We start from the raw sequence: 25781 nt of genomic DNA, 5'->3' as shown, positions 1-25781 counted from the left end.
CTACGCGGGGCGTTCTGAAAATTCGTACTGGAAGTCGTCGCCCGCCGCGCCCAGCTGCACGCCGGCGAGCTTGCGCGCACTGACGGTGGCGCCGATGACTTCCTCGCTCAGCCGGGGCAGGATGGTGTGCGTGAGGATCGCGTCGATCATCCGGCCACCCGACTCTATGGCCGTGCAGCGGCGCGCGACAAGCGCGACGGCGCTGTCGTTGTAAGCCAATGCAATGCCGTGGTTGGCCTGCAGGCGCGCCGCGATGCGGTCCAGCTGCAGGCGAATGATCCGGTGCAGCGCATCGGCCTGCAGCGGGTAGTAAGGCACGACCACCAGGCGCCCGAGCAGCGCGGGCGCGAACACTTTCAGCAGCGGCTCGCGCAGCGCGGCGGCCAGCGGCTCGGGGTCGGGGCGCAAGGTCGGGTCTTCGCACAGCTGCATGACGAGGTCGGTGCCGACGTTCGAGGTCATGATGATCACGGTGTTGCGAAAGTCGATGTGGCGGCCTTCGCCGTCTTCCATCCAGCCCTTGTCGAAGACCTGGAAGAAGATCTCGTGCACGTCGGGGTGCGCCTTCTCGATCTCGTCGAGCAGCACCACGCTATAGGGCCGGCGGCGCACGGCCTCGGTGAGCACGCCGCCTTCGCCATAACCCACGTAGCCGGGCGGTGCGCCCTTGAGCGTGGAGACGGTGTGCGACTCCTGGAACTCGCTCATGTTGATGGTGACGAGGTTCTGCTCGCCGCCGTACAGCGCCTCCGACAGCGCGAGCGCGGTTTCGGTCTTGCCCACGCCCGAGGGGCCGCACAGCAAAAACACGCCGACGGGCTTGTTGGGGTTGTCCAGCCGCGCACGCGCGGTGCGGATGCGCCGCGAGATGGTCTCCAGCGCATCGGGCTGCGCGACCACGCGGGCCGACAGGATCTCGCCCAGGCGCAGCACCGACTGCGCGTCGTCGCGCACCATGCGGCCGATGGGAATGCCGGTCCAGTCGGCGACCACGGTGGCGACGGCCTGCGCATCCACCGCCGCGAGGATGAGCGGTGTCTCGCCCTGCAGCTGCACGAGCTGGTCTTGGGCTTCGTCGAGTTCGGCGCGGATGGCTTCGGGTGTTCGCTCGGGCTCGGCAGGCGGTTCTTCTTCGCGGTCATCTTCCGCTTCAGCCTGCACCGGCACCGCCGCAGGCGACAGCAGCTTGCGCAGCGCAACGATGCGCTCGACCAGCGCCGCCTCTTCCACGCGCCGCTGCTCCAACAGCTCGAGTTCAGCCTGCGCGGCAGCCACCTGCGCCGCGATGTCTTCCACGCGCTGGTGCTCGCCGACCCCGATCGCCGCCTCGCGCCCCGCGATGCCCGACTCGATGCCCAGCACCTCGATGCGCCGCTTCAGATCTTCGAGCGCCGCAGGCAGTGCATGCTGGCTCAGGGCCACGCGCGCACACGCGGTGTCGAGCAGGCTCACGGCCTTGTCGGGCAACTGCCGCGCGGGAATGTAGCGGTGCGACAGGCTCACGGCCGCTTCGAGCGCGGCGTCGAGGATGAGCACGCCGTGGTGCTTCTCCAGCTCGGCCGAGATGCCACGCAGCATGACCACGGCCTTGGGCTCGGTGGGCTCGTGCACCTGGATGGTCTGGAAGCGCCGCGTGAGCGCCGGGTCTTTCTCGATGTACTTCTTGTATTCCGACCACGTCGTGGCGCCGATGGTGCGCAGCCGGCCGCGTGCGAGCGCGGGCTTGAGCAGGTTGGCCGCGTCGCCGGTGCCGGCGGTGCCGCCCGCGCCGACCAGCGTGTGCACTTCGTCGACGAACAGCACGATGGGCTTGGGACTTTTCTCGACCTCGTCGATCACCTGCCGCAAGCGCTGCTCGAACTCGCCCTTCACGCCCGCACCGGCCTGCAGCAGCGTGGGGTCGAGCACCCACAGCGACACGTCCTTCAGCGAAGGCGGCACGTCGCCGGCCGCGAGGCGCGAGGCCAGGCCTTCGACCACCGCCGTCTTGCCGACGCCGGCCTCGCCGGTGAGCAGCGGGTTGTTCTGGCGCCGGCGCATGAGGATGTCGACAATCTGGCGGATCTCGTCGTCGCGGCCGTACACGGGGTCGAGCTCGCCCGCGCGCGCCTTGGCCGTGAGGTCGCTCGCGTACTTGGCCAGGGCCGAGCCGCCGGCGGCAGGCGCATCGCCCTGGTGCTGCGCCACCGGGGCGCCACCGCCCGCCTCCGACGCGGCGTCGTAGTCGTCTTCCGGCGAGCCTTCGGTCCACGCCGCAAGCTGCGCAACCAGCACGTCGGGCACGAGCTTGTCGAACTCGCGCGAGATGCCCGAGAGCACCTGGCGCAGGCCCGGCGTCTTCACGATGCCGGCGAGCAGGTAGGCGCCGCGGATCGAGGTGGCTTCGAAGCGCAGGCTGGCATAGACCCACGCGCGCTCGACCGCGTTGTCGACGTGCTCGGAGATGTCGCTGATCGACGTGGCGCCGTGCGGCAGGCGGTCCAGCGCGCGCACGAGGTCCTGCTCGACCGCGTCGAGGTTGAGCCCCGCGCGCTTGATGATGCGCAGCAGGTCGCTGTCCTGCAGCTGCAGGATCTGGTGCAGCCAGTGCACGAGCTCCACGTAGGCATTGCCGCGCAGCTTGGCGAAGGCGGTGGCGGTCTCCAATGCCTTGTAGAGCATCGGATTCAACTTGGAAAACAGAGAGACGCGGCGGATGTCGGTCATGAGGAAGCCGGTGCGTTGCGGGAAAAGAGCGCCTCGGGCTGGAACACCATGTCGCCGGCGTCGGTGTCGGACAGGCGGGTGCCGAGCCAGCTGCCCCAGCCCAGGCGCTGATCGCTGCTCAGCCGCATGCCGCGTGCCTCGGGCTTGCTGAGCACCAGCCGCAGCTCCCAGGCGAATTCGATGCCGACGTACTGGCGCACCCAGTCGACCACCTGCTGCAGCCGCGGACTGCCCGGCAGGAACTCGCGGAACTGCTGCTGCGACAGCGGGCCGAGTTCGAGCCTGAACTTGCCCTGCGCATCGCGCACCGCCAGGCCGATGGTGGCGCCACTGCCGAGCCGGTGGTTGCGCCCGAGCAGGCCGATGCGGCTGACCTGGCGCTCGTCGATGTGCACCCAGTCGCTCACGAACTCGACCACGCGCACGGGCACGTCGAAGTACAGGCGAAGAATCTGGATGAGCCCCTCGGGGTTGCGCGTCTGGCGCACCAGGTGCCCCGCCATGTGCGTGCGCGCATGGTCGGCGATGCGGTCGCGCGCCTTCAGGCCGGGCTGCCCCATGTTCATGAGGCTGGCCACGTAGTCGACAAAGCGGTGGCCGTCGGTGCGGTCCAGGCTGTTGACCGACTGCGCGTCGGCCCAGGCGCGGTAGAACAGCAGGATCAGCCGGTGATGGAACAGGTCGGCGAACGCGCTGAGCGTGTTGTCGGCATGGTGGCGCTTGCGCTCGCGTGCGTACTCGGTCAGGTGCAGCGGCAGCGGGCCGTTGGGACCGAACAGGCCGAAGCCGTAGATCGAGATGCGCGGCGCGCCGTCTTGGTCGACCTCGACGCCCGACACGTTCGACGGCGCGAAGGCCATCGAGGGCTCCTGCCCCAGCCGCAGCGGCTCGTCGCGCGGGCGCGGCGCGCGGCCCAGCAGCGGATGGTCGCCCTGCGCGTCGAGCCGGCGCAGCAGCATGAACAGGTCGTGCTCGAAAGGCTGCTCGACGAGCCGGGCCCACAGCGCGGGGTCGGCCTCGGGCACGCCGCGGCGCGGCGCGGACTTCGCCTTGGTGTGGGTGGGGCTGCGCGCATCGACGGCCGCTTCTTCGCGCGTCTCGGTCTCTGCCGGCAGCACCTGCAGCATCGCGTCGTCGGTGAGGCCGGTCGTGCTCATACGGTGGGGCGGCGTCCCACGCGCGGGGTCCAGCGCGCAATTTCGCCGCGCTGCAGGCTGGACAGCGCGAACTCGGTGAACGCATTGAGCGACACGTGCCGGCTGAAGAACTGCTCCAGCACGGCGCCGAACAGGTACGGGCTCGTGCCCGAGAAGGCGACCTCGTCGATCTGCAGCGCGATCTCCACGCCGCGCCCGAACACGATCGGCCCCGGCTCGGGCAGGCGGCGGAACACGGGCGCCAGCGCCATCGAGCGCACGCCCTGGATCTGCCGGCGCACGGCCGGATCGGCGAGGTTGCCGTACAGGTCGAGCATCTCGCGCAGCGCGGCGGCGCCCTGCGTGGCATCGACGTCGGTCAGGCTCAGGTAGTTCAGGCCCAGGTGGCTGATGAGGCGCCAGGTGAGCGCGCCTTCGGCCAGCGCCGGGTACGGCCGCGACGGCCCGCGCAGGATGCGCACGCCGCGCACCGGCGCCGACACGCGCAGCGTGAAGTCCGATTCGAGCCCAGTGGGCAGCAGCAGCGGCAGGTCGCGGTTGGTGCACAGCGCGTCGATCGTGATGTGGCGCAGGCTGTGCGGGAACGGCGCGTCGTGCTGGTCGACCAGCGACACGTACACCTCGCTGCCGGTGTAGCTGGTGCGCGTGCCCTGCGCGCGTGCGCGGTCGGACACCAGGCGCGGTTCGCGGCGCAGCGAGAAGTAGGCGCCGAAGTCGCCGTCGTCGGACGCGAACGAACCGAGGAAGGGCCGGAACTCGCGCTCTTCGGAGCCGTTGGCCATGTGGCCCGTGACGCGCTCGACGGTGAAGATCTCGAAGTCGCGCGGGCGCGTGCGGTCGATCACCGCATGGTGCTCGTGCTGGCCCGGCCCGACCGGGATGCGGTCGCTGCGGCGCGGCACGAGGTTGATGATGGGCGTGCAGAACAGCGAGAAGTGCCTGGCATCGACCAGCCGCTCCAGGTCGGCGTCGGCGCGGTCGAGCAGGATCACGATCTCCATCGTGGTGCCGCCGATGGCCGAGGCCGCCGCGCGCAAGTGCTTCACGCTGAAGAAGAGGTAGCGCTCGGGAAAGGCGAAGTACTCGTGCAGCAGACGGTAGCCCTGGAACGAGCGCGCGTCGTAGGGCAGCAGCGACTGCTCGGGGTCGAAGCCCTCGTGGCGGATCGCCTCGTCGCCCAGCGGCACGATGCGCGCCGTGCTGCCGGGGCCGGCGCGGCACACGGTGGCCACGCTGTGGTGAGCGACCAGTTCGAGCACGCGCAGCGCGTGCAGCTCGGCGCCCGAGAGAAAGAACTCGAGCCGATCGAGCGGCATCTCGGCAAAGCGCGCGCCGCCCACGGCTTCGAGCTTGATGGTGATCGCGCTCTTCGCCTGGCGCGCCGCCACCGGCAGCGCATGCGCGATCTCGGCCGGCACCGGGCCGAGGCTCGCCTCGGCAATCTTGATCGGCCACAGCGTGACGGCATGGCCCGTGCGGAACTCGCAGGCCGTCTGCTCGCCCTTGATCATGCGGCCGCGCAAGAGCGTGTGGCGCGGCAGCTCGTAGCCCGCCTTCAGCGAGCCTTCGTTGAGGTTGCCGTCGATCTGCACCACGGCCATCGCGGGCAGCGGTGCAAGGAAGTTGGGGTACACCACCTCGAGCAGGCGCTGCGAGAAGCGCGGAAACTCCGCGTCCATCTTGAGCTGGATGCGCGCCGTGAGAAAGCTGAAGCCTTCGAGCAGGCGCTCCACGTACGGGTCGCTGACCTCGATGCCGCGCATGCCCAGGCGGCCCGCGATCTTGGGGTAGCGCTGCGCGAACTCGGCCCCGAGCTCGTGCATGTAGGTGAGTTCGCGGTTGTAGTAGTCGAGGAGCTTGGCGTCCATCAGTGGCTCTCCCCCAGGCTTCGCGCACTTCGTGTCGCTACTCCTACCCCCTCACCGGGGGCAACACCAGTGGCCCGGCAAAGCCGGTTCCACGGTGTTCCTTGAAAAGAGGACCCATGCAGTCGCATCACAGCCCTCCTGTCGGTCGCAGCACCATGTGCCCGCTTTCCAGGTCCAGCTCCGAACGCAGGATGAACTCGATCGGGTACGGCACCGACCACAGCGTGCCGCGGATCTCCAGTGCGAGCAGGTTGTGGTGCTCCAGGTCGGTCGCATCGGTCACGCAGCGCACGTCGATGCTGTCCTTCATGATGCGCGGCTCGAAGTCGATGATGGCCGCGCGGATGGCCGCTTCGACGTCGGCGAAGTCGACCTCCGACATGCGCCCGCCGGCCCAGCCGCGCACGCCGTAGTTCACCACCGAGCCGCGCGCGCGCGGCATGCCGTTGATGCGGTGGTCGGCGCCGAAGTTGGTGGTGTTGAGCAGCCACTGCAGGTCGCGCAGCACCGAATCGCGCAGCAGCTTTCCGCTCATGAGGAAGGCGCCCGCGCGCTCCTGGCCGTTCTGCGGCGCCTTGTCGGTGAGGCGGTCGAGCAGCACGGGCTGCAGGCGGTCGCGCGCGACGCTTTCCTGGGCGTCGCCGTCGATGTCGGTGGTGACGGCGGGTGTCATGGGGGCACGCCTTCCGTCGCTGCGGCGAACTCGATGCGCCGCAGGTCGAGCAGCGAGTGGTCGCCCGCCTCGCTGATCAGCGTGCGCTGGCCGACGCCCGCGAACTGGTCGTCGCCCGCGAGCGGCTGCCAGTCGGTGCGGCGGCCCAGCGCGGTCTCGTCGTCGAGGCTGTCGAGCGCGCCCGGGTAGCGCACCGGCACGAGGCCGTTGAGGCCGCGCCCGTCGTGCAGCTCGATCTCGGCCGGCGCCCACAGCAGGTCGACCAGATGTTGCGGGCGCGAGAACTTGATGCGGCGCACCGCCGGCAGCGGCAGCCATGCATAGCCCGAGGGCGTGAACAGTTCGAGCACGGCGCCGATGCGCGCGTCGCCGTCGCACAGCCAGGCGAAGTCGCTGTGCACCGCGGGCTCGCCGTCGAGCGCCTGCACGGCGCGCGCATCGGAGCGGTCGACGGTGGTCAGCGTGCCCTGCAGCGCGGGCGCCGCGTCGCGCGCGGCCTCGCGCAGCGCGGCGGCCTCGTCGGCACGTTCAGCGGGCAACACGGCGGCGCCGAGCAGCTGCTCGACCCAGTCGGCATTGCCCGAGACGATGGCCGGCGTGCGTCCGCCACCGGCCCAGAAGTCGGAGCGTTCGCGCTCGCCCCGCAGCGCCATCGCGCAGGTGACGCTGGCCGGCGTGAACGTGGGGTCGAGCTTTGTCGCGAGCTTGAGCTGGTCTTCGGCCCGCTGCCATTCGCCGCGCAGCGCGAGGAAGTGGCACAGGGCAAGGCGCAGGCCGGCATTCTGGGGACTGGCGCGGATCTGCCGCTGTACCCATTCGGTGTGCTCGGCCACGGAGCGCTCGCCCAGCACTGCAAACCCATCGCCCATGAAACTTCCCCGTTGACTGGCTGAAAGGTGAAAGGCGGCGCGCCGCGAAGGGGCGCCGCAGGAGACAGACAAACGGCTGTGGACCGCCGGCAGGGGCTGCATGGCCCCGAAGGCCACGGCCCCGCCGCGCAACAAGGAAATCAGGCTTCCTTGTTTTCCTTGATGTTCCAGCCCAGCACCGTCTCGGCGCCCTTGCCGCCCTTGTCGGTCTGTTCCCAGTACTGCTGTTTCACCTTCGCGGCCTGGAAGGCGTACTGCACGAGCACCGCGTCGCCGCCCTGCTCGGCCGTGTACTGCACCGAGGTGACAAGCACCTCTTCGAGCGTGACGCGCGTGTACTCGATCTGCGAGCCGCCGGCCTTGCACACGGCCACCTCGACCTTGCTCAGGTGCTTGCCGCTCGCGCAGTTCTTCAGCACGGAAGGCGCGGCCTTGTCGATGCGCGCGAGCACCTGCAGGTCGTTGAAGCTGGCCTTGCCCACGCCGCCGCCACCGCCGCTGACCATGTTGCCAGGCTGCGTCGCTCCCCATGCAAACGACTTGATGTCGGTCCAGTCCTTGTGGTTGGAGTCCTTGGACTCGCCGTTTGCACCCTCGACGCGCATGAACATGTCTACTGCCATGATTGACCCCCAAAAGTTATCGATGAATTGCCCGGTAGCGGGACAGTGGAATTAGCTGCTGTCCTTCTTGTTGGACGGCAGCTTCGAAACCAGCCGCAACGACACCGTCAGCCCCTCGAGCTGGTAGTGCGGCCGGAGAAAAAACTTGGCGGCGTAGTAGCCGGGGTTGTCCTCGATGGCTTCCACCTGGACCTCGGCCGCCGCCAGCGGCTTCATCGCCTTCGTGTCCTGCGACGAGGTGCCGGGGCTGCCGTCGACGTAATTCATGATCCAGTCGTTGAGCCAGCGCTCCATGTCCTCGCGCTCGCGGAACGAACCGATCTTGTCGCGCACGATGCACTTCAGGTAGTGCGCGAAGCGGCAGCACGCGAACAGGTACGGCAGGCGCGCCGCCAGGTTGGCGTTGGCCGTGGCGTCGGCGTCGTAGTACTCGGCCGGTTGCTGCAGCGACTGCGCGCCGATGAAGGCCGCGAAGTCGGAGTTCTTGCGGTGCACCAGCGGCATGAAGCCGTTCTTGGCGAGCTCCGCTTCGCGCCGGTCGCTGATGGCGATCTCGGTCGGGCACTTCATGTCCACGCCGCCGTCGTCGGTGGGGAAGGTGTGCGTGGGCAGGTTCTCGACCGCGCCGCCCGACTCCACGCCGCGGATCGACGTGCACCAGCCGAACTGCTTGAACGAGCGGTTGATGTTCACGCCCATCGCATAGGCCGAGTTGGCCCAGGTGTAACGCGTGTGCAGCGCCGAATCGGTTTCCTCCTCGAACTCGAACTCGTCGACCGGGTTGGTGCGCGCACCGTAGGGCAGGCGCGCCAGGAAGCGCGGCATGGCCAGGCCGATGTAGCGCGCATCTTCCGAATCGCGGAGCGACCGCCACGCGGTGTGCTCGGTGTTCTGGAAGATCTTGGTCAGGTCGCGCGGGTTCGACAGCTCCTGCCACGAGTCCATCTGCATCACGGTGGGCGAGGCGCCGGCGATGAAGGGGCAATGCGCGGCGGCGGCGATCTTGGCCATCTCGCCGAGCATCTCGACGTCGGGCGGGCTGTGGTCGAAGTGGAAGTCGCCGATCAGCGCACCGAAGGGCTCGCCGCCGAACTGGCCGTACTCGGCCTCGTAGATCTTCTTGAACATCGGGCTCTGGTCCCAGCCGATGCCCTTGTGGCGCTTGAGCGAGCGCGCCACTTCGCGCTTCGACGCGCACATGACGCGGATCTTCAGCTGCTCGTCGGTCTCGGTGTTGTTCACGAGGTAGTGCAGGCCGCGCCATGCACCTTCGAGCTGCTGGAAGTCTTCGTGGTGCAGGATCTGGTTGATCTGCTCCGACAGCTTGCGGTCGATCTCCGTGATGATGGCCTGCACGCTGCGGTAGGCATCGTTCGAGATGGTGACGGTGTTCTCGAGCGCCTGCACGGCCAGCGTCTTGACGGCGTTCTCCACCGCCTCGCGCGCCTGCTCGGTCTTGGGCTTGAACTCGCGCTGCAGGAGGTCGGAGAACTCGTTGGGTTCGAGGGCTTCAACGGTCGCGGTCTTTGCGCGTGCGCTCTGCTGGGATGCGGTGCTCATGGTGCGGTCCTGTCGTCGGCTTGCTTGGCTGCTGCGGCATCGGCGGCCGCCTGCGCGACCGCGGGGTTGGGCGCGGACGCCAGCGACTTGAGCAGCGCCGGGTTCTGCAGCGCCTGCGCGATGAGTTGCTCGGCGCCGTTCTTGCCGTCCATGTACGAGAGCAGGTTCGACAGCTCGGTGCGCGCCTCGAGCAGCTGCTGCAGCGCGTCGACCTGGCGCGCGATGCGCGCGGGCGAGAAGTCGTCCATGCTGTCGAAGGTGATGTCCACGTTCATCTGGCCTTCGCCGATGAGCGTGTTGGGCACCTGGAACGCGACGCGCGGCTTGATGGACTTCATGCGCTCGTCGAAGTTGTCGATGTCCACCGCCATGAACTCGCGCTCCGCGAGGTCGGGCATGGGGTCGGTCTGCTTGCCCGCGAGGTCGGCGATGACGCCCATCACGAAAGGCAGCTGGATCTTGCGTTCGCTGCCGTAGATCTCGACGTCGTACTCGATCTGCACGCGCGGCGCCCGGTTGCGCGCGATGAACTTCTGACCACTGTTCCTGACACGGTTGTCTGCCATAAGCGTCCTCTTGAAACTGAATGCATGGGTCGTACCGGTCGACCGGTGCCGGCGCGTTGTTCCTGCTCGCCGGCAGCAACGGCCGCTAGGGCAATGCGGCGTCGCCGTTCAACGGGCGGCCGGCAAGGCTTTCTATCTTTTGCAATCCCTCGGGCACGAGCTCTTCGATGATCTGGAAGAAGTTGAGGTCCATCAGCCGCTGGGCCCTGCGGATCAGCATGGGTGCCGGATGGCTCGGTTCCGTTCGTTCCAGGAACTCACATGCTTTTTCCAACAACACTTGCACATCTTCACGAGCCGATATTTCAATCTCTTGAATGCGCAGCGGACGCACTGCAGCCTGCGTGGCCGCTGCAACGTGCGCTGCGGGTGCGTGCACGTGCGCCGCACCGCTTGTGTCTTCTGCACGGCCCACTGCCGACGCCTGCGGCACCTCGCTGTGCGGCTGCTCCGGCAGCAACTGGCCCACGGTGCGCAGCGACCGTTCGAGCCTTGAAAAATCGGGCGCCCAACTCTGGCCCAGCGCGCGCTCGCAGGTCTCTCGGATGCGCTGCAGGAGTGCCAAAGCCTCACGCAGGGCCACGACCGGCGCTGCCGCCTTGTCGTGTGCGCGGCGTGCGGCCTCGCGCAGGCGGCCCACGCCGCCGGGGTAGTCCACCTGGTCGCTCTTGCTCGAATCGAGCAGCGCCTCGACCTGCCGCAGGCTCATCGCCGTGCCGCCGTCTTCGAGCAGCCGCGCATCGCGCACGCTGCGTCCGAGCCCTTCGGCTTCGGCCAGTGCAGCCAGCGCATTCATGCGCGGCAGCGGGTCTTCGTTCGTGCCATCGACGACGCGCGGATGCACGTCGTTCCAGAAAGCCTGCAGCACCGCATCGACCTGGCGCAGCCCGTCGACATAGCCCGGCAGGCCGCGGCTTTCGGTCCATGCGAGCGTGAGCGGCACCAGCACGCGCAGGTCGCGCGTGCGCACGCACAGCTGTCGTGCGATGCGGTCTACACGCGCCCAGTCGGGCGGCTCGGCGGGAATGATCGTGTCGCCGAACTGCTGCTCGCGCTTGCCCGTGGCCGCCTGTTGGAGCGCCATGAAATCGGCGTCGTATTCCAGATCTTCACCACAGGGAAGCGGGCCCTCGACGGGCGTCTGCAACAGATCGATCTCATTCGGCAGCAACCACGACTCCCTTGATTTATCCACTCGCGATGGTAGTCATCTTGAGGGTAAGAAGAGGCATGGTCAACCGCAACAGAATGCAAAGTGCAGCCTCTGAATTCCAAAGGAGTACATCTGCTTTTAAAGTGCAGAAGTACGGGCTACAGCAGCCGACGCGACGCGAGGTTGCGCATCAACGCACCGAGGCCGAAAGACCACCGTGGCGCCTGGTCTGCATGCACGACGCGGTTGTTCAACGCACCCAATTCAGGGGCCGCGATGCGCACATGGTCGCCCACGACATGCGTGAATCCTTGCCCCGGCCCGTGACGGTCTTGTGTCGGCGCGAACATCGTGCCCAGAAACAACATGAAACCGTCTGGGTAGGCGTGGTGGCGGTTGAGTGTCTGTGCCACGAGGTCGAGCGGATCGCGGCTGATCTTCGACAGCGAGCTCGAGCCTTCGAGCGTGAAGCCCTCGGGGCCCGTCACGTTCAACGCGACCGTGATGCGCCGCACATCGGCGATGCCGAAGTGCGCATCGAACAGACGGATGAACGGCCCGATGGCGCACGACGCGTTGTTGTCCTTGGCCTTGCCCAGCAGCAGTGCGCTGCGGCCTTCGAAGTCGCGCAGGTTGACGTCGTTGCCGAGCGCGGCACCGAGCACCTCGCCGCGGCTGTTCACTGCGAGCACGACCTCGGGCTCGGGGTTGTTCCAGGCCGAGTCCGCGTGGATGCCAACGTCGGCGCCCGTGCCCACGGCCGCGAGCACCGGCGCCTTGGTGAAGACCTCGGCATCGGGGCCGATGCCGACCTCGAGGTACTGCGACCACATGCCCTGCGCGATGAGCACGTCCTTCACCTTCATGGCTTCGGGCGAGCCCGGCACGATGTCGGCGAGGTTGTCGCCGAGCACATCGCCGATGGCCGCGCGCGTGGCCTCGGCGCGCGAGGCATCGCCGCGCGCCTGCTCTTCGATCACGCGCTCGAGCAGGCTCGCGACGAAGGTCACGCCGCTGGCCTTCACGACCTGCAGGTCGCAAGGGGCGAGCAGCCAGGCCTGATTGCTGTCGCGCGTGCTTTCGTCGCTGTTCGCCAGCACGGCATCGAGCGCGGCGATGCGTGGCGCGGTGCCACTCTGCAATGCAGCGCGCACGGCTTCGGCCGGCGAGCCCTTGCCTTCGAGCAGGTCGCTCATGGTGGGTGCGAGCGTCGACAGGTCGTGCAGGCCATCGCCCTGCACGGCCACCAGCACCGGGCCCACGCCGGGTTGCCAGAGACGGCCGACAAGGGTGGCGCGCTCGGCGTCGCGGGGCAGGCTGGAAGCGATCGAAAGGTCCAAAGGCATGGTGGGGTGTCTCCGTGAATAAGGTCTGCGCGCCATCGTAGCCGCGGGCCCGCGGCCACGCCCGCTGCGGGTCAGTGGCCCGGCGTGGCCCGCACGCGCGCCACCTCGGCGGGCAGGTTCGCCCACGGCGCTTCCTGCGGCGCGAAACGTGCGCGCATGTAGCCGGCGAGGTCGGCGATCTGGCGGTCGTCGAGCGCTTCGCGGAACGCGGGCATGAAGCCGATGTCGCGGTGCGCGGGTGCGCGCACGCCGTCGAGGATGGTGCGCAGCAGGTTGTCGGGCCGTGTGCTCGTGAGGCTGCTGTTGAGCGCGAGCGGCGTGTTCACGCCCAGCAGCGTGGGACCGTCGCCGTCGTGGTGGCACGACGCACACGCGCTGTCGAACATGCGCTGCGCGGGGCCGAGCAATTGGCCCTGTGTGCGCACGGCGTTGTCGATGGCCTGCTGCGCGAGCGCTTGCGGCTGCGCGACCGGCGCGGGGTTGAACGAGCCGAGGTAGACGGCCATCGCGCGCACGTCGGCGTCGGGCACCTGCGCGAGTTCGCGCACCACCTCGGCCATCGGGCCGCCCGCGATGCCGTGGCGCGGCGAGTGGCCGTTGCGCAGGTAACGGTAGAGCGCGTCGGTGTCCCACGGCACGGCGGCTTTCGACAGCTGCGTGAGCGCGGGCGCTTCCCAGCCATCGACCATCGCGCCCGAGAGGAACGCGCTGCCGCCCTGCTCCGCGCCGAGCGCGTTGCGCGGCGTGTGGCAGGCGCCGCAATGGCCCAGGCCGTTGACGAGGTAGGCACCGCGGTTCCACTCGGCGCTCTGCGTGGGCACGGGCGGAAGCGGTGCGGGGTCGTGGAACAGCGCGTTCCAGCCGGCCATCAGCGGGCGCAGGCTGAACGGGAACTTGAGTTCGGACTTGGGCGTTGGCGCGCGCACCGCCGGCATCGCCATGAAGTAGGCATAGAGCGCCTGCAGGTCGTCGTCGCTGGTCTTCGCGAAGGCGGTGTAGGGGAACGCGGGGTACAGGTGGTGGCCGTCGCGCGAGACGCCTTCGCGCATCGCGCGCTGGAAGGCGCTGAACGACCAGCGGCCCAGGCCCGTCTCGGCATCGGGCGTGAGGTTGGTGGTGTAGAGCGTGCCGAAGGGCGTGTCCATCGCGCGGCCACCGGCGTTGGGTGCGCCGCCCGGCGCGGTGTGGCACACGGCGCAATCGCCGAGCGCGGCGAGCACGCGGCCGCGTTCGATGGTGGACTCGCTGTAGACCGGCGCGCTGAGCGACACCGGCGCGATGGCCGCACGCCAGCCGAGCAGGCCGGCGATGACGCCCAGGCCGCCGATGAAGAGCGCGGCGCCGGTGGCCCACAGGCCCTTGCGACGCGGCCACAGGGCGTCCCTCACGCCTGCGCTTGAGGCAGCTGAGGAAGAGGGGCCGGCGGCATCGCCCTTCGCGTGGCCATCGCCCTGGCCCGGAGGCGGTGGCAGCGAACCCCGGTTCAATTCCGCCAGCACCGTCTCCGGCGTGAACGGCGGCGAGCGGAAGCGCACGCCCGTCGCATCGAAGATCGCATTCGCGATCGCTGCCGTGCCCGGCACCGACGACGACTCACCCGCGCCCAGCGACGGCTCGCCGGGACGCGGCATGTGCATCACCTCGATCACCGGCACGTCGCGGAAATTAATGATCGGGTAGCTGCCCCACTCGCGGCTCGCGACCACGCCGGTCGGCAACACGCCCGGCAACTGCGCACCGCCCGTTGCGGCGCCCTGCTGCGGCGCGAACTGCACCTGCTCCTTGAGCGCGCGGCTCGTGGTCTGGATCACGTTGCCGTGCACCTGGTGCTCGACCCCCGCCGGGTTGACCAGCAGCCCCGCGTCGTGCCCCACCACCACGCGGCGCACATGCACCTCGCCGGTCTTCTGGTTGACCTCGACATCGGCCACCCACGCGGCCCATGCGGCGCCGAAGCCCGGCCACTTGCTGTGGATGTAGCGCGCGTACGCAAAGCCCTGGCCGAAGAGGATGTCGCCGCCTTCGCCGAGCCCGCCGTCGGCGTTCTCCTGCGGCCCGGTGCGCATGCGCCAGCCGGCCTTCTGCGCGGTGGCCTGCACGAGCTCGACCGCGCGCGGATCGTCCAGGTGCCGCAGGCGGAACTGCACGGGGTCGACGCCGGCGGCGGTCGCCAGCTCGTCGATGTACGACTCGTGCGCGAACGAACTCGGCAGCGCCGACACGCCGCGCAGCCACGAGGCGCGCACGATCGGCGCCATGTCGTTGACCTTCACGCGCAGGTTGTCGTAGGTGTACGGTGGGCGCGCGGTGCGGTCGCCCATCTCGTAGGCCTGCGCCACGGGCTCGACCGTGCGCGTGAGCAGCAGCGCCAGCGTCGGCGCACCGTTCGACGGATAGGAGGTTTCGAAGTCGTAGGCGGCGACGCGGCCGTCGGCCATGAGCCCGCCGTCGATCTCCATGAGCTGCGCGGCGCCCTTGGGCTCCCACGCGTGCTCCTGCTCGCGCGAGAGCTGCACGCGCACCGGCGCGCCCACGGCACGCGCGAGCAACGCGGCATCCGCCGCCACGTCGTCGGCCCCGTTGCGGCCGTAGCAGCCCGCGGCCTCCATGCGCACGACGTCGACCTGCACGTCGTCCACGCCCATCAACTTCGCAAGATCGGCGCGCAGCACATGCGGGTTCTGCGAGCCGGCCCAGCAGCGCAGCTGCATGCCGCTGCCGTCGGCGGGCTGCCACTCGGCCAGCGCGCACGACGGGCCGATGGACGCATGCATCTGGTAGGGCCACACGTACGTGCGCTGCATCGGCTGCGCGGCGGCGGCCATGGCGCCATCGACATCGCCTTCGTCGACCAGCAGGCGCTGCGTCGAGGGGTTGTCGCGCAGGGCCTGTGCCACGTCGCGCAGGTCGGGCATGCCGGGCCAGGGCTTCCAGGTCACGCGCAGCTCGCGCATCGCCTGCTCGGCGTGTTCCTCGCGCTCGGCGACGATACCGACGAAGTCGCGCACCACGACCACGGCGCGGATGCCGGGGATGTGCGCGATCGACGATTCGTCGACCGACTCCAGCGTGTTGCCGATGAACTCGCCGTGGTCCGCACCCGCATACGGCGGGCGCACCACACGGCCGTGCAGCATGCCGGGCACGCGCATGTCGTGCACGAACACGAGGTCGCCCGCGAGCTTGGCCGGGATGTCGACGCGCGCCTGGCGCGTGCCGACGAGGCGGTAGTCGGCCGGGTTCTTGGGGGTGGCGTCGAGGTCCAGGCGCAGCACGGTGCGCTGGTGCGCCACGAGGTCCGCGTAGTTGATGTGGCGCTGCGGCGCTTCGGCCACGCGCACCACGCCGTTGCGCACCTGCAGCGCATCGACGGCCACGCCCAGCCGCTCGGCCGCGCGCGCCAGCAGCCAGGCGCGCGCCTGCGCCGCGGCCAGCCGCAGCGGCTGCGCGTGGATCTGGATCGACGCGCTCGCGATGGTCGCGCCCTGGTTGGGCGCGCGCGCGGTGTCGCCGAGCATCATGCGCACGCAGGGCATGCCGAGGTCGAGCTCCTCGGCCACGATCTGCGCCAGCGCGGTCTGGATGCCGGTGCCCAGGTCGACGTGGCCGTTGAGCGCGGAGACACTGCCGTCGTCCCACAGAGCGAGCAGCACCTCGTCGCCTTCGCTGGGGTGGCTGGCGATGAAGGCAGGCTGGCCCTTGGCGGGCGGCGGCGGAGGCGGCGCTTCGCGCACCACCAGCAGCACGCCGTCGGCAGCGAGGAATTCCGCGCGCGTCTGCGGCAGGTCGGCGCGGCGCGTCATGCGGCGGGGGCGTCCGGCGGGGCCGCACGCAGGCGCACGGCGGCGCGCTGCACGGCGTCGAGGATCTCGATGTGCGTGCCGCAGCGGCACAGGTTGCCCGACAGCTCGCTGCGGATGCGCGCCTCGCTGGCATCGGGGTCGCGCGCGAGCAGCGCCGCGGCCTGCATGACCATGCCGTTGAGGCAGTAGCCGCACTGCGCGGCCTGCGCGTCTTCGAAGGCGGCCTGCACCGGATGCCAGCGCCCGCGCATGCCCAGGCCTTCGAGCGTGGTGATGCTGCGCCCCGCCACGCCGTGCGCGGGAATCACGCAGGACCGCGCGGCCACGCCGTCGACATGCACCGTGCAGGCGCCGCACTGCCCGAGCCCGCAGCCGTACTTGGGCCCGTTGAGCCCGAGGTCGTTGCGCAGCAGGTGCAGCAGCGTGGCTTCGCGCGGCACGCCGGCGAGCGCGTGCGCCCGGCCGTTGACCTGCAGGTGCAGCGGCTCAGCGCCGCAACTGGCCGTCACGGGTGTACATCTCCAGGTCCACGAAGGTCGAGCCGTTGTGGTTCTTCGCGCTGTAGTCGATGGGGAAGTCGCCGAAGCGCGTGCTGCCGATGCTCTCGAGCCCGGCGATGAAGCTGTCGCGCGTGAGTGCCTTGCCCGCGCGGCGCAGGCCCTCGGCCATCACGCGCGCGACGATGTAGCCCTCGAGCGCGGTGTAGCTGTCGATCTTCTGGCCGAACTCGGCGCGGTCGCGCTGGTAGTCGGCCACGATGGGCACGCGCTGCGCACCGGGCGGCGGCACGATGCTGGCCGTGACCAGCCCGGCGAGCTTGCCGTCCAGCCGCTTGGCCGAACCCGCCGCGTCGGTGATGCCGACCGACAGCGTGTACAGCGGCGCGGCCGCGCCGCTCGCGCGGTAGTCGCGGATGAAGACCTCGGTCATGCGCCCGGCCATGATCATCACGACGGCGCCGGGGCGGCCTTCGGCGAGCCCGCCGATCACCTGCTTGGCGTCTTCGGCTGCGATGGCCATGGGCAGCGTCTGCACCACCTTCACCTTGTATTCGGCGGCCAGCTGCTCGCAGGTGGCGAGGTTCGACTTGCCGAAGGCGCTGTCCTGGTAGACCACGGCGATCGACTGGATGCCCAGCGTCGAGAGGTGGCTGATGATCTTGCGCAGTTCCAGGTCGTAGCCCGCGCGCACGTGGAACAGGTAGCGGTTGGTCTTGGTGCGGAACGACGTGGTGCCCACCAGCGGCGCGAACATCGGCACGCCGGCCTTCTCGGCCAGCGGCATGGCGGCCGCAAGGTTGCCCGTGGCGACGTAGCCGGTGAGCGCAAAGACCTTGTCCTCGTCGATCAGCTTGGCGGTGTTGGCGGCCGTCTTCGCGGGCTCGTAGGCGTCGTCGTAGGTGACGAGTTCGATCTTGCGGCCGTGGATGCCGCCCGACTTGTTGACGCGGTCGAAGTACAGCTGGATGCCCGCGCGGTAGTCGACGCCGAAGTCTTTCGCCGGGCCGCTGAACACGGCCGACTGGCCGATGCGGATGGTGCTGTCGGTCACGCCGTTGTCCGCGCGCGCCGGCCGCAGCAGGCCGGGGCCGAGGGCCAGGGCCGCGCCGCCCGCCACCAGGGTGCGCCTTGAAATCGAAAGCTTCATGCGTCGTCTGTCTCTTTGTTGTTGTCGTCGGAGGGGTGTTGCCGCGGCGGCGCCGCGGACTTCGGGGTCGTCAGCCGGCCTGGATGTCGCCGGACTGGATGCGCTTGACGCCCTTGGCCGTCATCTGCTTCCAGGCGGCGGCCAGCGAGCCGTTGAGATCGATGCCGCGCGTGGCGTCTTCGATCACGTAGGCCTCGAAGCCGGCCTTGCGTGCGTCCATCGCGGTCCAGGCCACGCAGAAGTCGGTGGCCAGGCCGGTGACGAACACGGTCTTGATGCCGCGCGCCTTGAGGTAGCCGGCCAGGCCGGTGGCCGTCTTGTGGTCGGCCTCTTCGAAGGCGGAGTAGCTGTCCATGTCCTTGTGGAAGCCCTTGCGGATGATGAGCTGCGCGGTCGGCACCTTCAGCTCCTTGCCGAGCGCCGCGTCGTCGGTGCCCTGCACGCAGTGGTCGGGCCACAGCACCTGCGTGCCGTAGTTGAGCTTCGTCGTCTCGAAGGGCTTCTTGCCGCTGTAGGTGCTGGCGAACGAAGCGTGGCCCGCCGTGTGCCAGTCCTGCGTGACGACGATGTTCTGGAACGCGGGCGCCAGCGCGTTGATGACCGGGATCACCTCGTTGCCGCCCTTCACCGCGAGCGTGCCGCCGTCCAGAAAACAGTTCTGCACGTCGACCACGATCAGCGCGGCCTTGCCACCGGGCTTGATCTTGCCGGCCGCGAAAGCGGAGAGGCCGAAACTGCCGAGGCTGCCGACGAGCCCCAGGGCAGCGGCGGACTTCAGGACGGTTCTGCGATGCATGATGTGGACTCCGGTGGTTGAGGAAAGGAAACGGTCAGACGCTGAGGTAGGCCCTGCGCACTTCTTCGTTGGCCGCCAGTTCGGCCATCGTCGCGTGGTAGCGGATCTGCCCCTTCTCGAGCACGTAGGCGCGGTCGGAGACCAGCTCGGCGAAGTGCATGTTCTGCTCCGACAGCAGGATGCTCACGCCCTGCGCCTTGAGCTCGAGGATCATGTTGGCCATCTGCTCGACGATGACGGGGGCCACGCCCTCGGAGGGCTCATCGAGCAGCACGAGATACGGGTTGCCCATCAGCGTGCGCGCCACGGTGAGCATCTGCTGCTCGCCGCCGCTCATGCGGCCACCGGGGCGGTTGGGCATCTCGCCAAGGTTGGGGAACAGCTGGAACAGGCGCTCGGGCGTCCACAGCGGCGCCGCGGTGCCATCGGCCCACTGGCGCGCGGGCTGCTTGCCGACCTCGAGGTTCTCCATCACCGTGAGGTCGGTGAACACGCGACGGTCTTCGGGCACGAAGCCCAGGCCGAGGCGCGCCGCGTGGTGCGGCTCGCTCTTCGAAATGTCGTGGCCCAGGAAGCGCACGGCGCCGCGGCGCTTGGTGAGCATGCCGATGAGCGTCTTGAGCGTGGTCGACTTGCCCGCGCCGTTGCGGCCCATGAGCGCGACGACTTCGCCGCGTCGCACTTCGAGGTCGACGTCGTAAAGAATCTGCGCGGCGCCGTACCAGGCGCACAAGGCCTTGGCTTCCAGAAGAGGTTCATGCGTGCTCATGCGGTGACTCCCAATGCAGCAGCCTTTTCGGCGATCTTCTCGAAGGTCTTGCCGCTGCCGAAGTACACCTCCTGCACCTTCGGGTGGTCGCGGATCTCGAGCGGCTTGCCCTGCGCGATGAGGCGCCCGCGCGCCAGCACGATCATGCGGTCGGCGTACGCGAACACCACGTCCATGCTGTGCTCGGTGAAGAGCACGGCCATGCCGCGCTGGATGACGAGGTCCTTGGTGAGCGCCATGAGCGAGTTGCGCTCCTGGGGCGCCATGCCGGCGGTGGGCTCGTCCATGAGCAGCAGCTTGGGCGAGTTGGCCATGGCGATCGCGAGTTCGACGCGCTTCACGTCGCCGTAGGCCAGCACGCTGCAGGGCCGGTCAGCCTGCGCCTTCATGCCGACCTGGTCGAGCAGCGCCAGCGCCTCGTCGCGCTTGTGGTCGGCCGCGCGGCGCCACATCGAGAACAGCTTGTGGTCGTGCGAGAGCAGCGCCATCTGCACGTTCTCGACCACGGTGAGCGAGGCAAAAGTTTCGGCGATCTGGAAGGTGCGGCCCACGCCCTTGCGCCAGATCTCGCGCGGCTTGCGGCCCACGAGTTCGTGGCCGTCGAGCGTGATCGAGCCCTGGTCGGCCTTGAGCTGGCCGTTGACCATGTTGAAGGTGGTCGACTTGCCGGCGCCGTTGGGGCCGATGAGTGCGAGCAGTTCGCCGGGCGGCAGCTCGAAGCTGATGCCGTCCACGGCCTTCACGCCGCCGAAGGACTTGCCGAGATTCGTGACTTTGAGGAGGCTCATGCCTTCACCTCCTTGAGCTTGGCGTCTGCTTCATCATGCTTCGGTGCGCGCCACCGGTCGACGAGCTGCTTGATCGACCCTGCAATGCCCTGGGGGAACAGCAGCACCAGGATCAGGATGATGGCGCCGAGCATCGCGCGCCAGTAGTCGGTGTTGCGCGCCACGGTGTCGTGCAGCCAGGTGAAGGTGACGGCGCCGACCACGGGGCCCGCCAGGGTCTGGATACCGCCCAGCAGCACCATCACAAGGCCGTCGACCGACTTGCCGACCGACAGGCTCTCGGGCGAGATGCTGCCCTTGGAGAACGCGTAGAGCGCGCCGGCCAGGCCGGCCACGGTGCCGGCGATGACGAAGGCCGCCCACTGCATGCGCTTGACGTCGATGCCGATGGCGTCGGCGCGCAGCACCGAGTCGCGGCCCGCGCGCAGCGCATAGCCGAAGGGCGAGAACAGCACGCGGCGCAGCCACCACACGCCTGCGCCCACGAGCACCAGCGTGAGCCAGTAGTACACCTGCTTGTTCGACAGCCACTCCGAAGGCCACACGCCGGTCAGGCCGTTGCTGCCGCCCGTGAAGCTGTCCCACTGGTAGGTGACGGCCCAGGTGATCTGCGCGAAGGCCAGCGTGAGCATCGCCAGGTACACGCCCGACAGCCGCACGGCAAACCAACCGTAGACGAAGGCGCCGAGCGCGGCCACCAGCGGCGCGACCACCAGCGCCAGCTCCATCGGCAGGTGCAGCGCGCGCACCAGCAGCGCCGCGCCGTAGGCTCCGAGGCCGAAGTAGGCGGCGTGGCCGAAGGAGTGCATGCCGGCCGGCCCCATGATGAAGTGCAGGCTGGTGGCGAACAGCGCGGCGATCAGCAGGTCGATCATCAGCACCGTGGTGTAGGGCGAGCCGGCCGTCAGCAGCGGCAGCGCGGCCAGCACCAGCGCCAGCCCGGCGGCAGCCACGATGTAGGCGGTGCTCGGGCGGCGCAGCGGCTCTTCCTGCATGCCCACGTAACGGCTCGGCGCCTGCGGCCGGCCGAACAGGCCCCAGGGGCGCCACACCAGCACGATGGCCATCACGAGGAAGTCGACCATCAGCGTGAGCTTGGAGAACGACACATCGATGCCGAAGATCTGCACCACGCCCAGCCAGATGCACACGGCCTTGATCTCGGCGATGAGCAGCGCGGCCACGTAGGCGCCGGGCAGCGAGCCCATGCCGCCGACCACCACGACGACGAAGGCGGCGCCGATGGTGTTCAGGTCCATCTCCAGCGTGGCGGGTTCGCGCGGCAATTGCAGTGCGCCGCCCAGGCCCGCAAGCAGCGCGCCGAGCGCGAACACCGCGGTGAACAGCCAGGCCTGGTTGACGCCCAGCGCGCTGACCATCTCGCGGTCTTGCGTGGCGGCGCGCACCAGCGTGCCGAAGCGCGTGCGCGTGAGCAGCAGCCACACGAGGCCGAGCACCAGCGGGCCGACGACGATCAGGAACAGGTCGTAGGAAGGAAACTGGCGACCGAGGATTTCGACCGAACCCTTCAGGCCCGGCGCGCGCGGGCCGAGCAGTTCGTCAGGGCCCCAGAGCCACAGCACCGCGTCCTTGATGACGAGCACCAGCGCGAAGGTGGCCAGCAGCTGGAACAGCTCGGGCGCCTTGTAGATGCGGCGCAGCAGCAGCACCTCGATGAGCGCGCCCAGCACGCCCACCGCGAGCGCGGCGATCAAGAGCGCAGGCCAGAAGCCCACGCTCGGGCCGAGCCTCTCGACCAGCGTGTACGCGACGTAGATGCCCACCATGAAAAAAGATCCATGGGCGAAGTTGACGATGCGCGTCACGCCGAAGATCAACGAGAGGCCGGCCGCCACCAGAAACAGCGAAGACGCACCGGCCAACCCGTTGAGCAACTGAACAACGAAGCCTGAAAAGCTCATGAGGGACCCTGAGGAAACTGGAGACACCGCGCCCCGCCGCGCTCAAGAAGCGGCGGCGGACGCGTTGCAGGAGCCGTGCGGTCAGTCCGCAGGGCGCATCTTTTTCACTTCGTCGTCGGTGGGCTGGAACTTGGCACCGTCGAGGTACACGTAGTCGACCATCACGCCCTTGCCGCCGTCGTTCTTGGTCTTGCCGACGTACGCGCCCATGGTGGACTGGTTGTCCTGCGCGCGGTAGCTGATCTTGCCGAAGGGCGTGTCGACCTGCAGGCCCTTGAAGGCGGCCACGAGCTTCTCGGTGTCGGTGCTGCCGGCCTTCTTCACGCCGGCGGCGATCGAGTAGATGGCGCTGTAGCCCACCACCGAGCCCAGGCGCGGGTAGTCCTTGAACTTGGCCTGGTAGGCGTCGTTGAAGGCCTTGTGCTCGGCGGTCTTCACGCCGTACCAGGGGTAGCCGGTGACGACCCAGCCGTTGGGCGCCTCGTCCTTCAGCGGGTCGAGGTACTCGGGCTCGCCGGTCAGCACGCTCACGACCTCGCGGTCCTTGAACAGGCCACGCGTGTTGCCTTCGCGCACGAACTTGGACAGGTCGGCGCCGAACAGCACGTTGAAGATGGCGTCGGGCTTGGCATCGGCCAGGGCCTGCACCACGCTGCCCGCATCGACCTTGCCCAGCGGCGGCGCCTGCTCGGCGACGAACTCGACGTCGGGCTGGATCGCCTTGAGCAGCGTCTTGAAGGTGGCGACCGACGACTGGCCGTACTCGTAGTTGGGGTACACGATGGCCCAGCGCTTCTTCTTGAGCTTGGCGGCCTCGGGCACCAGCATCGCGACCTGCATGTAGGTCGAGGGGCGCAGGCGGTAGGTGTACTTGTTGCCGTTGCTCCAGACGATCTTGTCGGTGAGCGGCTCGGCGGCGAGGTAGAAGAATTTTTTCTGCTTGGCGAAGTCGGTCAGCGCCAGGCCGGTGTTCGACAGGAAGGCGCCGGCCAGCACGTCGACCTTCTCGCGCGAGATGAGCTCTTCGGCCACGCGCACGGCATCGCCGGGGTTGGCGTTGTCGTCGCGGCTGATGAGCTCCAGCTTCTTGCCGTTGACACCGCCCTTGGCGTTGATCTCGTCGACCGCCAGTTCCATGCCCTTCTTGTAGGGCTCGAGGAAGGCGGGCTGCGCCTTGTAGCTGTTGATTTCGCCGATCTTGATCACGCCCTGCGCATGCGCGGGGACGAGGGCGGTGGCCAGCGTGACGACGGAAGCGGCGCAGAAGGCAAGGCGCAATGGATTCATCGGGAAGCTCCTAGAAGTTCGAACAGAAAACACGATGCGGGTGACGATGCAATGACAGGTCAGCGAAGACCGTCTTCGCCCTTGATTTCACTGACCTGCAGGCCGCCAATGCGCGGCAGCGGGCGGCCGCTGTCGGTGACGGCCACGGCCACGACGATCTCGTTGGCGCGCGGCGCGTCGGCCACGCGGGCCTCGATGGCGTCGAAGTGGCTGCGCACGAAGGCGGCGTCCTTGTGGCCCAGCGGCACGTCGATGGCGGTGCCGAGCGTGCCCTGCTTCTTGGCCGAGGGCACGAGCGCGGCGCCCTTCTCGACCGCCACGCGCAACGGCGCGCCCAGCTTGGGATGCAGGATGGCAGCGGCATGCTCCAGCTCGCCGCGCTCGCCGACGATGGCGGCCTTGCCGTAGCTCTGCGCCTGGCCGGGTTCGATGCCCAGCGCCTTCACGGCCTTCTGGCCCAGCAGCGCGCCGAGCTCCTCGCCGATGGCGATGAGCTCGTCGAGGTTCTCGCTGTAGCGGCCGGCGTAGGGGTTCTCGATGACGGCGATGGCGACGGCGCGGCGCGTGGGCGGCGTCACGTCCTGCCCCATTTCCTTGCGGGTTTCATCGACCTGGATGACGAGCTTGCGGATGTTGGCGGTCATGTCTGTGTGTTCCTTGTCTTGTCTCTTGTCTTGTGCGGTCAGCGCAGGCCGTCCCACTTGCTGATGTCCTTGGCGAGCAGGCCGCCGACGCGCGCATGCACGCGGTAGCCGGTGCTCATCGCGAGGATGAAGACGATCTCGTCGGCCATCGGCGCGCCGGGCACGCGCACCTCGATGGCGTCGAACTGGCCGCGCACGTAGCTGGCATTGATGTTGGTGAGCGGCACGTCGAGCGCGGCGCCGGGCGGGCCGACCTTCTTGGTCGAGGGCACGATCGACAGCGCGTTGCCGGGCTGGCCGGTTTTCTCCTCGGCCTTGCCCGCGGTGTAGGCGGCGCGGCTGCCCTTCCAGCCGAGCAGCTCGCGCATCGCGTAGCCGCCGGGCACGTGCCACAGCGCGCCGTGCTCCAGCTCGCCGTCGGCGCCGACGATGGCGCCCTTGCCGTAGGTGGCGATCTGCTCGAGCGGCACGTCCATGGCGGCGTGCAGCTGGTGCGCCATGTCGACGCCCACGGGGTCGAGCAGCGCCATCATCGGCAGGATGTCGGGCTCGTAGCGGCCCGCGAAAGGATTGGTCAGCACCGCGCCGATGGCACCGCGCACCAGCGGGGTTTCGGCACGCGGGCCGAACTCGTGGTGGATGTGCTCGACATGGGTGAAGACGCGACGGATTTCGATCATGAAAAAGAACCTTGCTTTTCGTTAAGCAAATACTGAACCAACTGCTTCGGGCAGCGCGATGTCCAGCGACTTCGAGCATAAGGGTTCCACCCGCCGCCACTGCCCCTGGCAAACGAGCAGAACGGCCCACACGAGCCCCCTTTTCTGCAGCGCGCGGGCGCACGCCGCGCCCGCATCGAGTGCATGGTGCACCTGCGCGGGCGCCAGCGGCGGCACGTCGACGGTGACGAGGGTGTCGCCGAGGTCGCTGTCGTCCTTGCAGGCGCTGGCGGGCAGGCGCTGGATGGCGGCGTCAGGCACGTCGACGGCGTTGGCGATCACGGTGGCGGCGGCGTCGGCCTGCGCCGCGGTGGCGGCCAACACCGTCACGCTGTCGGCGATGCCCAGCGAGAAACTGCGCCCGCGCCAGCCGCTGGTGGCGACGCCGCGCACGGGTTGGTCGGCGTGCAGCTCGAACTGGCCGTCGGTGGTCAGCATGCCGCTGTCGCGCCAGTCGAAGCGCGCGAGATCCGCGAACAGGCCCACGCGCGCCGTGTGCCCGGGCGCGAGGTGCAGCGCGATGTCGCCGCCGTTGTTAATCCAGGCGCGCTCGATGCCGGGCCGGTCGTAGAAGGCGATGAGTTCCTGCGCCACGCTGCCGGCCACGGCCGCCATGGGCGTGAGGAACAACGGCGAAAACGCATCGCAGGCGTCCCACATGCGCCGCGCCACCACGCCGCGCGGGCGCTGACGCGCGGCCACGGGCAGGCGCAGCTGCGGCAGTTCGCGCACGAGTTCGTCGAGCACATGGCCGAAGCGCGCCCAGGCCGCGTCGTGCGCGGCGGCGACGGCGTACGGGTCGCCGCGCGCTTCGGCCACGATGTCGATCGGGCCGTGGTTGAAATGCCAGCGGCCCGCGTCGAGCGCCGTGCGTTGGGCGGACAT

Annotated in this window: 21 protein-coding genes; all 21 read right to left on the bottom strand. The window is 69.1% G+C overall.

Features of this window, described 5'->3' with window-relative positions:
* Positions 1–2706: a type VI secretion system ATPase TssH gene (gene tssH, locus ACAM52_RS01250; RefSeq protein ID WP_369645866.1), complete on the bottom strand. Its 2706-nt coding sequence runs from the start codon at positions 2704–2706 to the stop codon at positions 1–3.
* Positions 2703–3863: a type VI secretion system baseplate subunit TssG gene (gene tssG / locus ACAM52_RS01245; RefSeq protein WP_369645865.1), complete on the bottom strand. Its 1161-nt coding sequence runs from the start codon at positions 3861–3863 to the stop codon at positions 2703–2705. Before tssG ends, tssH begins: the two co-directional genes overlap by 4 nt.
* The gene (gene tssF / locus ACAM52_RS01240) at positions 3860–5731 is read right to left on the bottom strand and encodes a type VI secretion system baseplate subunit TssF (RefSeq protein WP_369645864.1); all 1872 of its coding nucleotides are present in this window, start codon (positions 5729–5731) and stop codon (positions 3860–3862) included. Before tssF ends, tssG begins: the two co-directional genes overlap by 4 nt.
* 127 nt (positions 5732–5858) lie before the next feature.
* Positions 5859–6404 carry a type VI secretion system baseplate subunit TssE gene (gene tssE / locus ACAM52_RS01235; protein ID WP_062473960.1) on the bottom strand — a complete coding sequence of 182 codons (546 nt, stop codon included), beginning with the start codon at positions 6402–6404 and terminating at the stop codon, positions 5859–5861.
* Positions 6401–7273 carry a type VI secretion system accessory protein TagJ gene (locus ACAM52_RS01230; RefSeq protein ID WP_369645863.1) on the bottom strand — a complete coding sequence of 291 codons (873 nt, stop codon included), beginning with the start codon at positions 7271–7273 and terminating at the stop codon, positions 6401–6403. Before ACAM52_RS01230 ends, tssE begins: the two co-directional genes overlap by 4 nt.
* 140 nt (positions 7274–7413) lie before the next feature.
* Positions 7414–7896 (bottom strand): type VI secretion system tube protein Hcp, encoded by a 483-nt coding sequence (locus tag ACAM52_RS01225; protein WP_062473964.1) that lies wholly within the window; start codon positions 7894–7896, stop codon positions 7414–7416.
* Between the two features lie 51 nt (positions 7897–7947).
* Complete coding sequence (tssC, locus tag ACAM52_RS01220; RefSeq protein WP_369645862.1) at positions 7948–9456, bottom strand: type VI secretion system contractile sheath large subunit; 1509 nt, start codon at positions 9454–9456, stop codon at positions 7948–7950.
* Positions 9453–10022 carry a type VI secretion system contractile sheath small subunit gene (gene tssB, locus ACAM52_RS01215; protein ID WP_369645861.1) on the bottom strand — a complete coding sequence of 190 codons (570 nt, stop codon included), beginning with the start codon at positions 10020–10022 and terminating at the stop codon, positions 9453–9455. The genes tssC and tssB overlap by 4 nt, the downstream gene beginning before the upstream one ends.
* Before the next feature lie 85 nt (positions 10023–10107).
* Entirely contained in the window at positions 10108–11217 is a 1110-nt protein-coding gene (tssA, locus tag ACAM52_RS01210; RefSeq protein ID WP_369645860.1) for a type VI secretion system protein TssA, read from the bottom strand.
* Positions 11218–11333: 116 nt separating this feature from the next.
* Entirely contained in the window at positions 11334–12521 is a 1188-nt protein-coding gene (locus tag ACAM52_RS01205) for a fumarylacetoacetate hydrolase family protein (RefSeq protein WP_369645859.1), read from the bottom strand.
* Positions 12522–12592: 71 nt separating this feature from the next.
* Positions 12593–16324: a molybdopterin cofactor-binding domain-containing protein gene (locus tag ACAM52_RS01200; RefSeq protein WP_369645858.1), complete on the bottom strand. Its 3732-nt coding sequence runs from the start codon at positions 16322–16324 to the stop codon at positions 12593–12595.
* Entirely contained in the window at positions 16321–16833 is a 513-nt protein-coding gene (locus ACAM52_RS01195; protein ID WP_139703391.1) for a (2Fe-2S)-binding protein, read from the bottom strand. Before ACAM52_RS01195 ends, ACAM52_RS01200 begins: the two co-directional genes overlap by 4 nt.
* Positions 16811–17971 (bottom strand): ABC transporter substrate-binding protein, encoded by a 1161-nt coding sequence (locus ACAM52_RS01190; RefSeq protein WP_369645857.1) that lies wholly within the window; start codon positions 17969–17971, stop codon positions 16811–16813. Before ACAM52_RS01190 ends, ACAM52_RS01195 begins: the two co-directional genes overlap by 23 nt.
* Positions 17972–18041: 70 nt before the next feature.
* A complete protein-coding gene (gene pncA, locus ACAM52_RS01185; RefSeq protein ID WP_095949848.1) occupies positions 18042–18767 on the bottom strand; it encodes a bifunctional nicotinamidase/pyrazinamidase in 726 nt (241 codons plus the stop codon).
* 34 nt (positions 18768–18801) lie between these two features.
* A complete protein-coding gene (locus ACAM52_RS01180) occupies positions 18802–19536 on the bottom strand; it encodes an ABC transporter ATP-binding protein (protein ID WP_139703387.1) in 735 nt (244 codons plus the stop codon).
* A complete protein-coding gene (locus ACAM52_RS01175; RefSeq protein ID WP_095949850.1) occupies positions 19533–20324 on the bottom strand; it encodes an ABC transporter ATP-binding protein in 792 nt (263 codons plus the stop codon). The genes ACAM52_RS01180 and ACAM52_RS01175 overlap by 4 nt, the downstream gene beginning before the upstream one ends.
* Positions 20321–22246, bottom strand: a complete 1926-nt coding sequence (locus tag ACAM52_RS01170) for an ABC transporter permease (protein WP_369645856.1) — start codon at positions 22244–22246, stop codon at positions 20321–20323. The genes ACAM52_RS01175 and ACAM52_RS01170 overlap by 4 nt, the downstream gene beginning before the upstream one ends.
* An 81-nt stretch (positions 22247–22327) precedes the next feature.
* Positions 22328–23533, bottom strand: coding sequence for an ABC transporter substrate-binding protein (locus ACAM52_RS01165; RefSeq protein ID WP_062473975.1), 1206 nt, complete (start codon positions 23531–23533; stop codon positions 22328–22330).
* A gap of 59 nt (positions 23534–23592) precedes the next feature.
* Positions 23593–24177 (bottom strand): amino acid synthesis family protein, encoded by a 585-nt coding sequence (locus ACAM52_RS01160; protein WP_369645855.1) that lies wholly within the window; start codon positions 24175–24177, stop codon positions 23593–23595.
* A 38-nt stretch (positions 24178–24215) separates the two neighbouring features.
* The gene (locus tag ACAM52_RS01155) at positions 24216–24857 is read right to left on the bottom strand and encodes an amino acid synthesis family protein (protein ID WP_095743158.1); all 642 of its coding nucleotides are present in this window, start codon (positions 24855–24857) and stop codon (positions 24216–24218) included.
* Between the two features lie 21 nt (positions 24858–24878).
* Entirely contained in the window at positions 24879–25781 is a 903-nt protein-coding gene (locus ACAM52_RS01150; protein WP_369645854.1) for a UPF0280 family protein, read from the bottom strand.

The organism is Variovorax sp. V118, from assembly GCF_041154445.1.
Taxonomy (GTDB): Bacteria; Pseudomonadota; Gammaproteobacteria; order Burkholderiales; family Burkholderiaceae_C; genus Variovorax; species Variovorax boronicumulans.
This window is presented reverse-complemented; position numbering and strand designations above follow the sequence as displayed.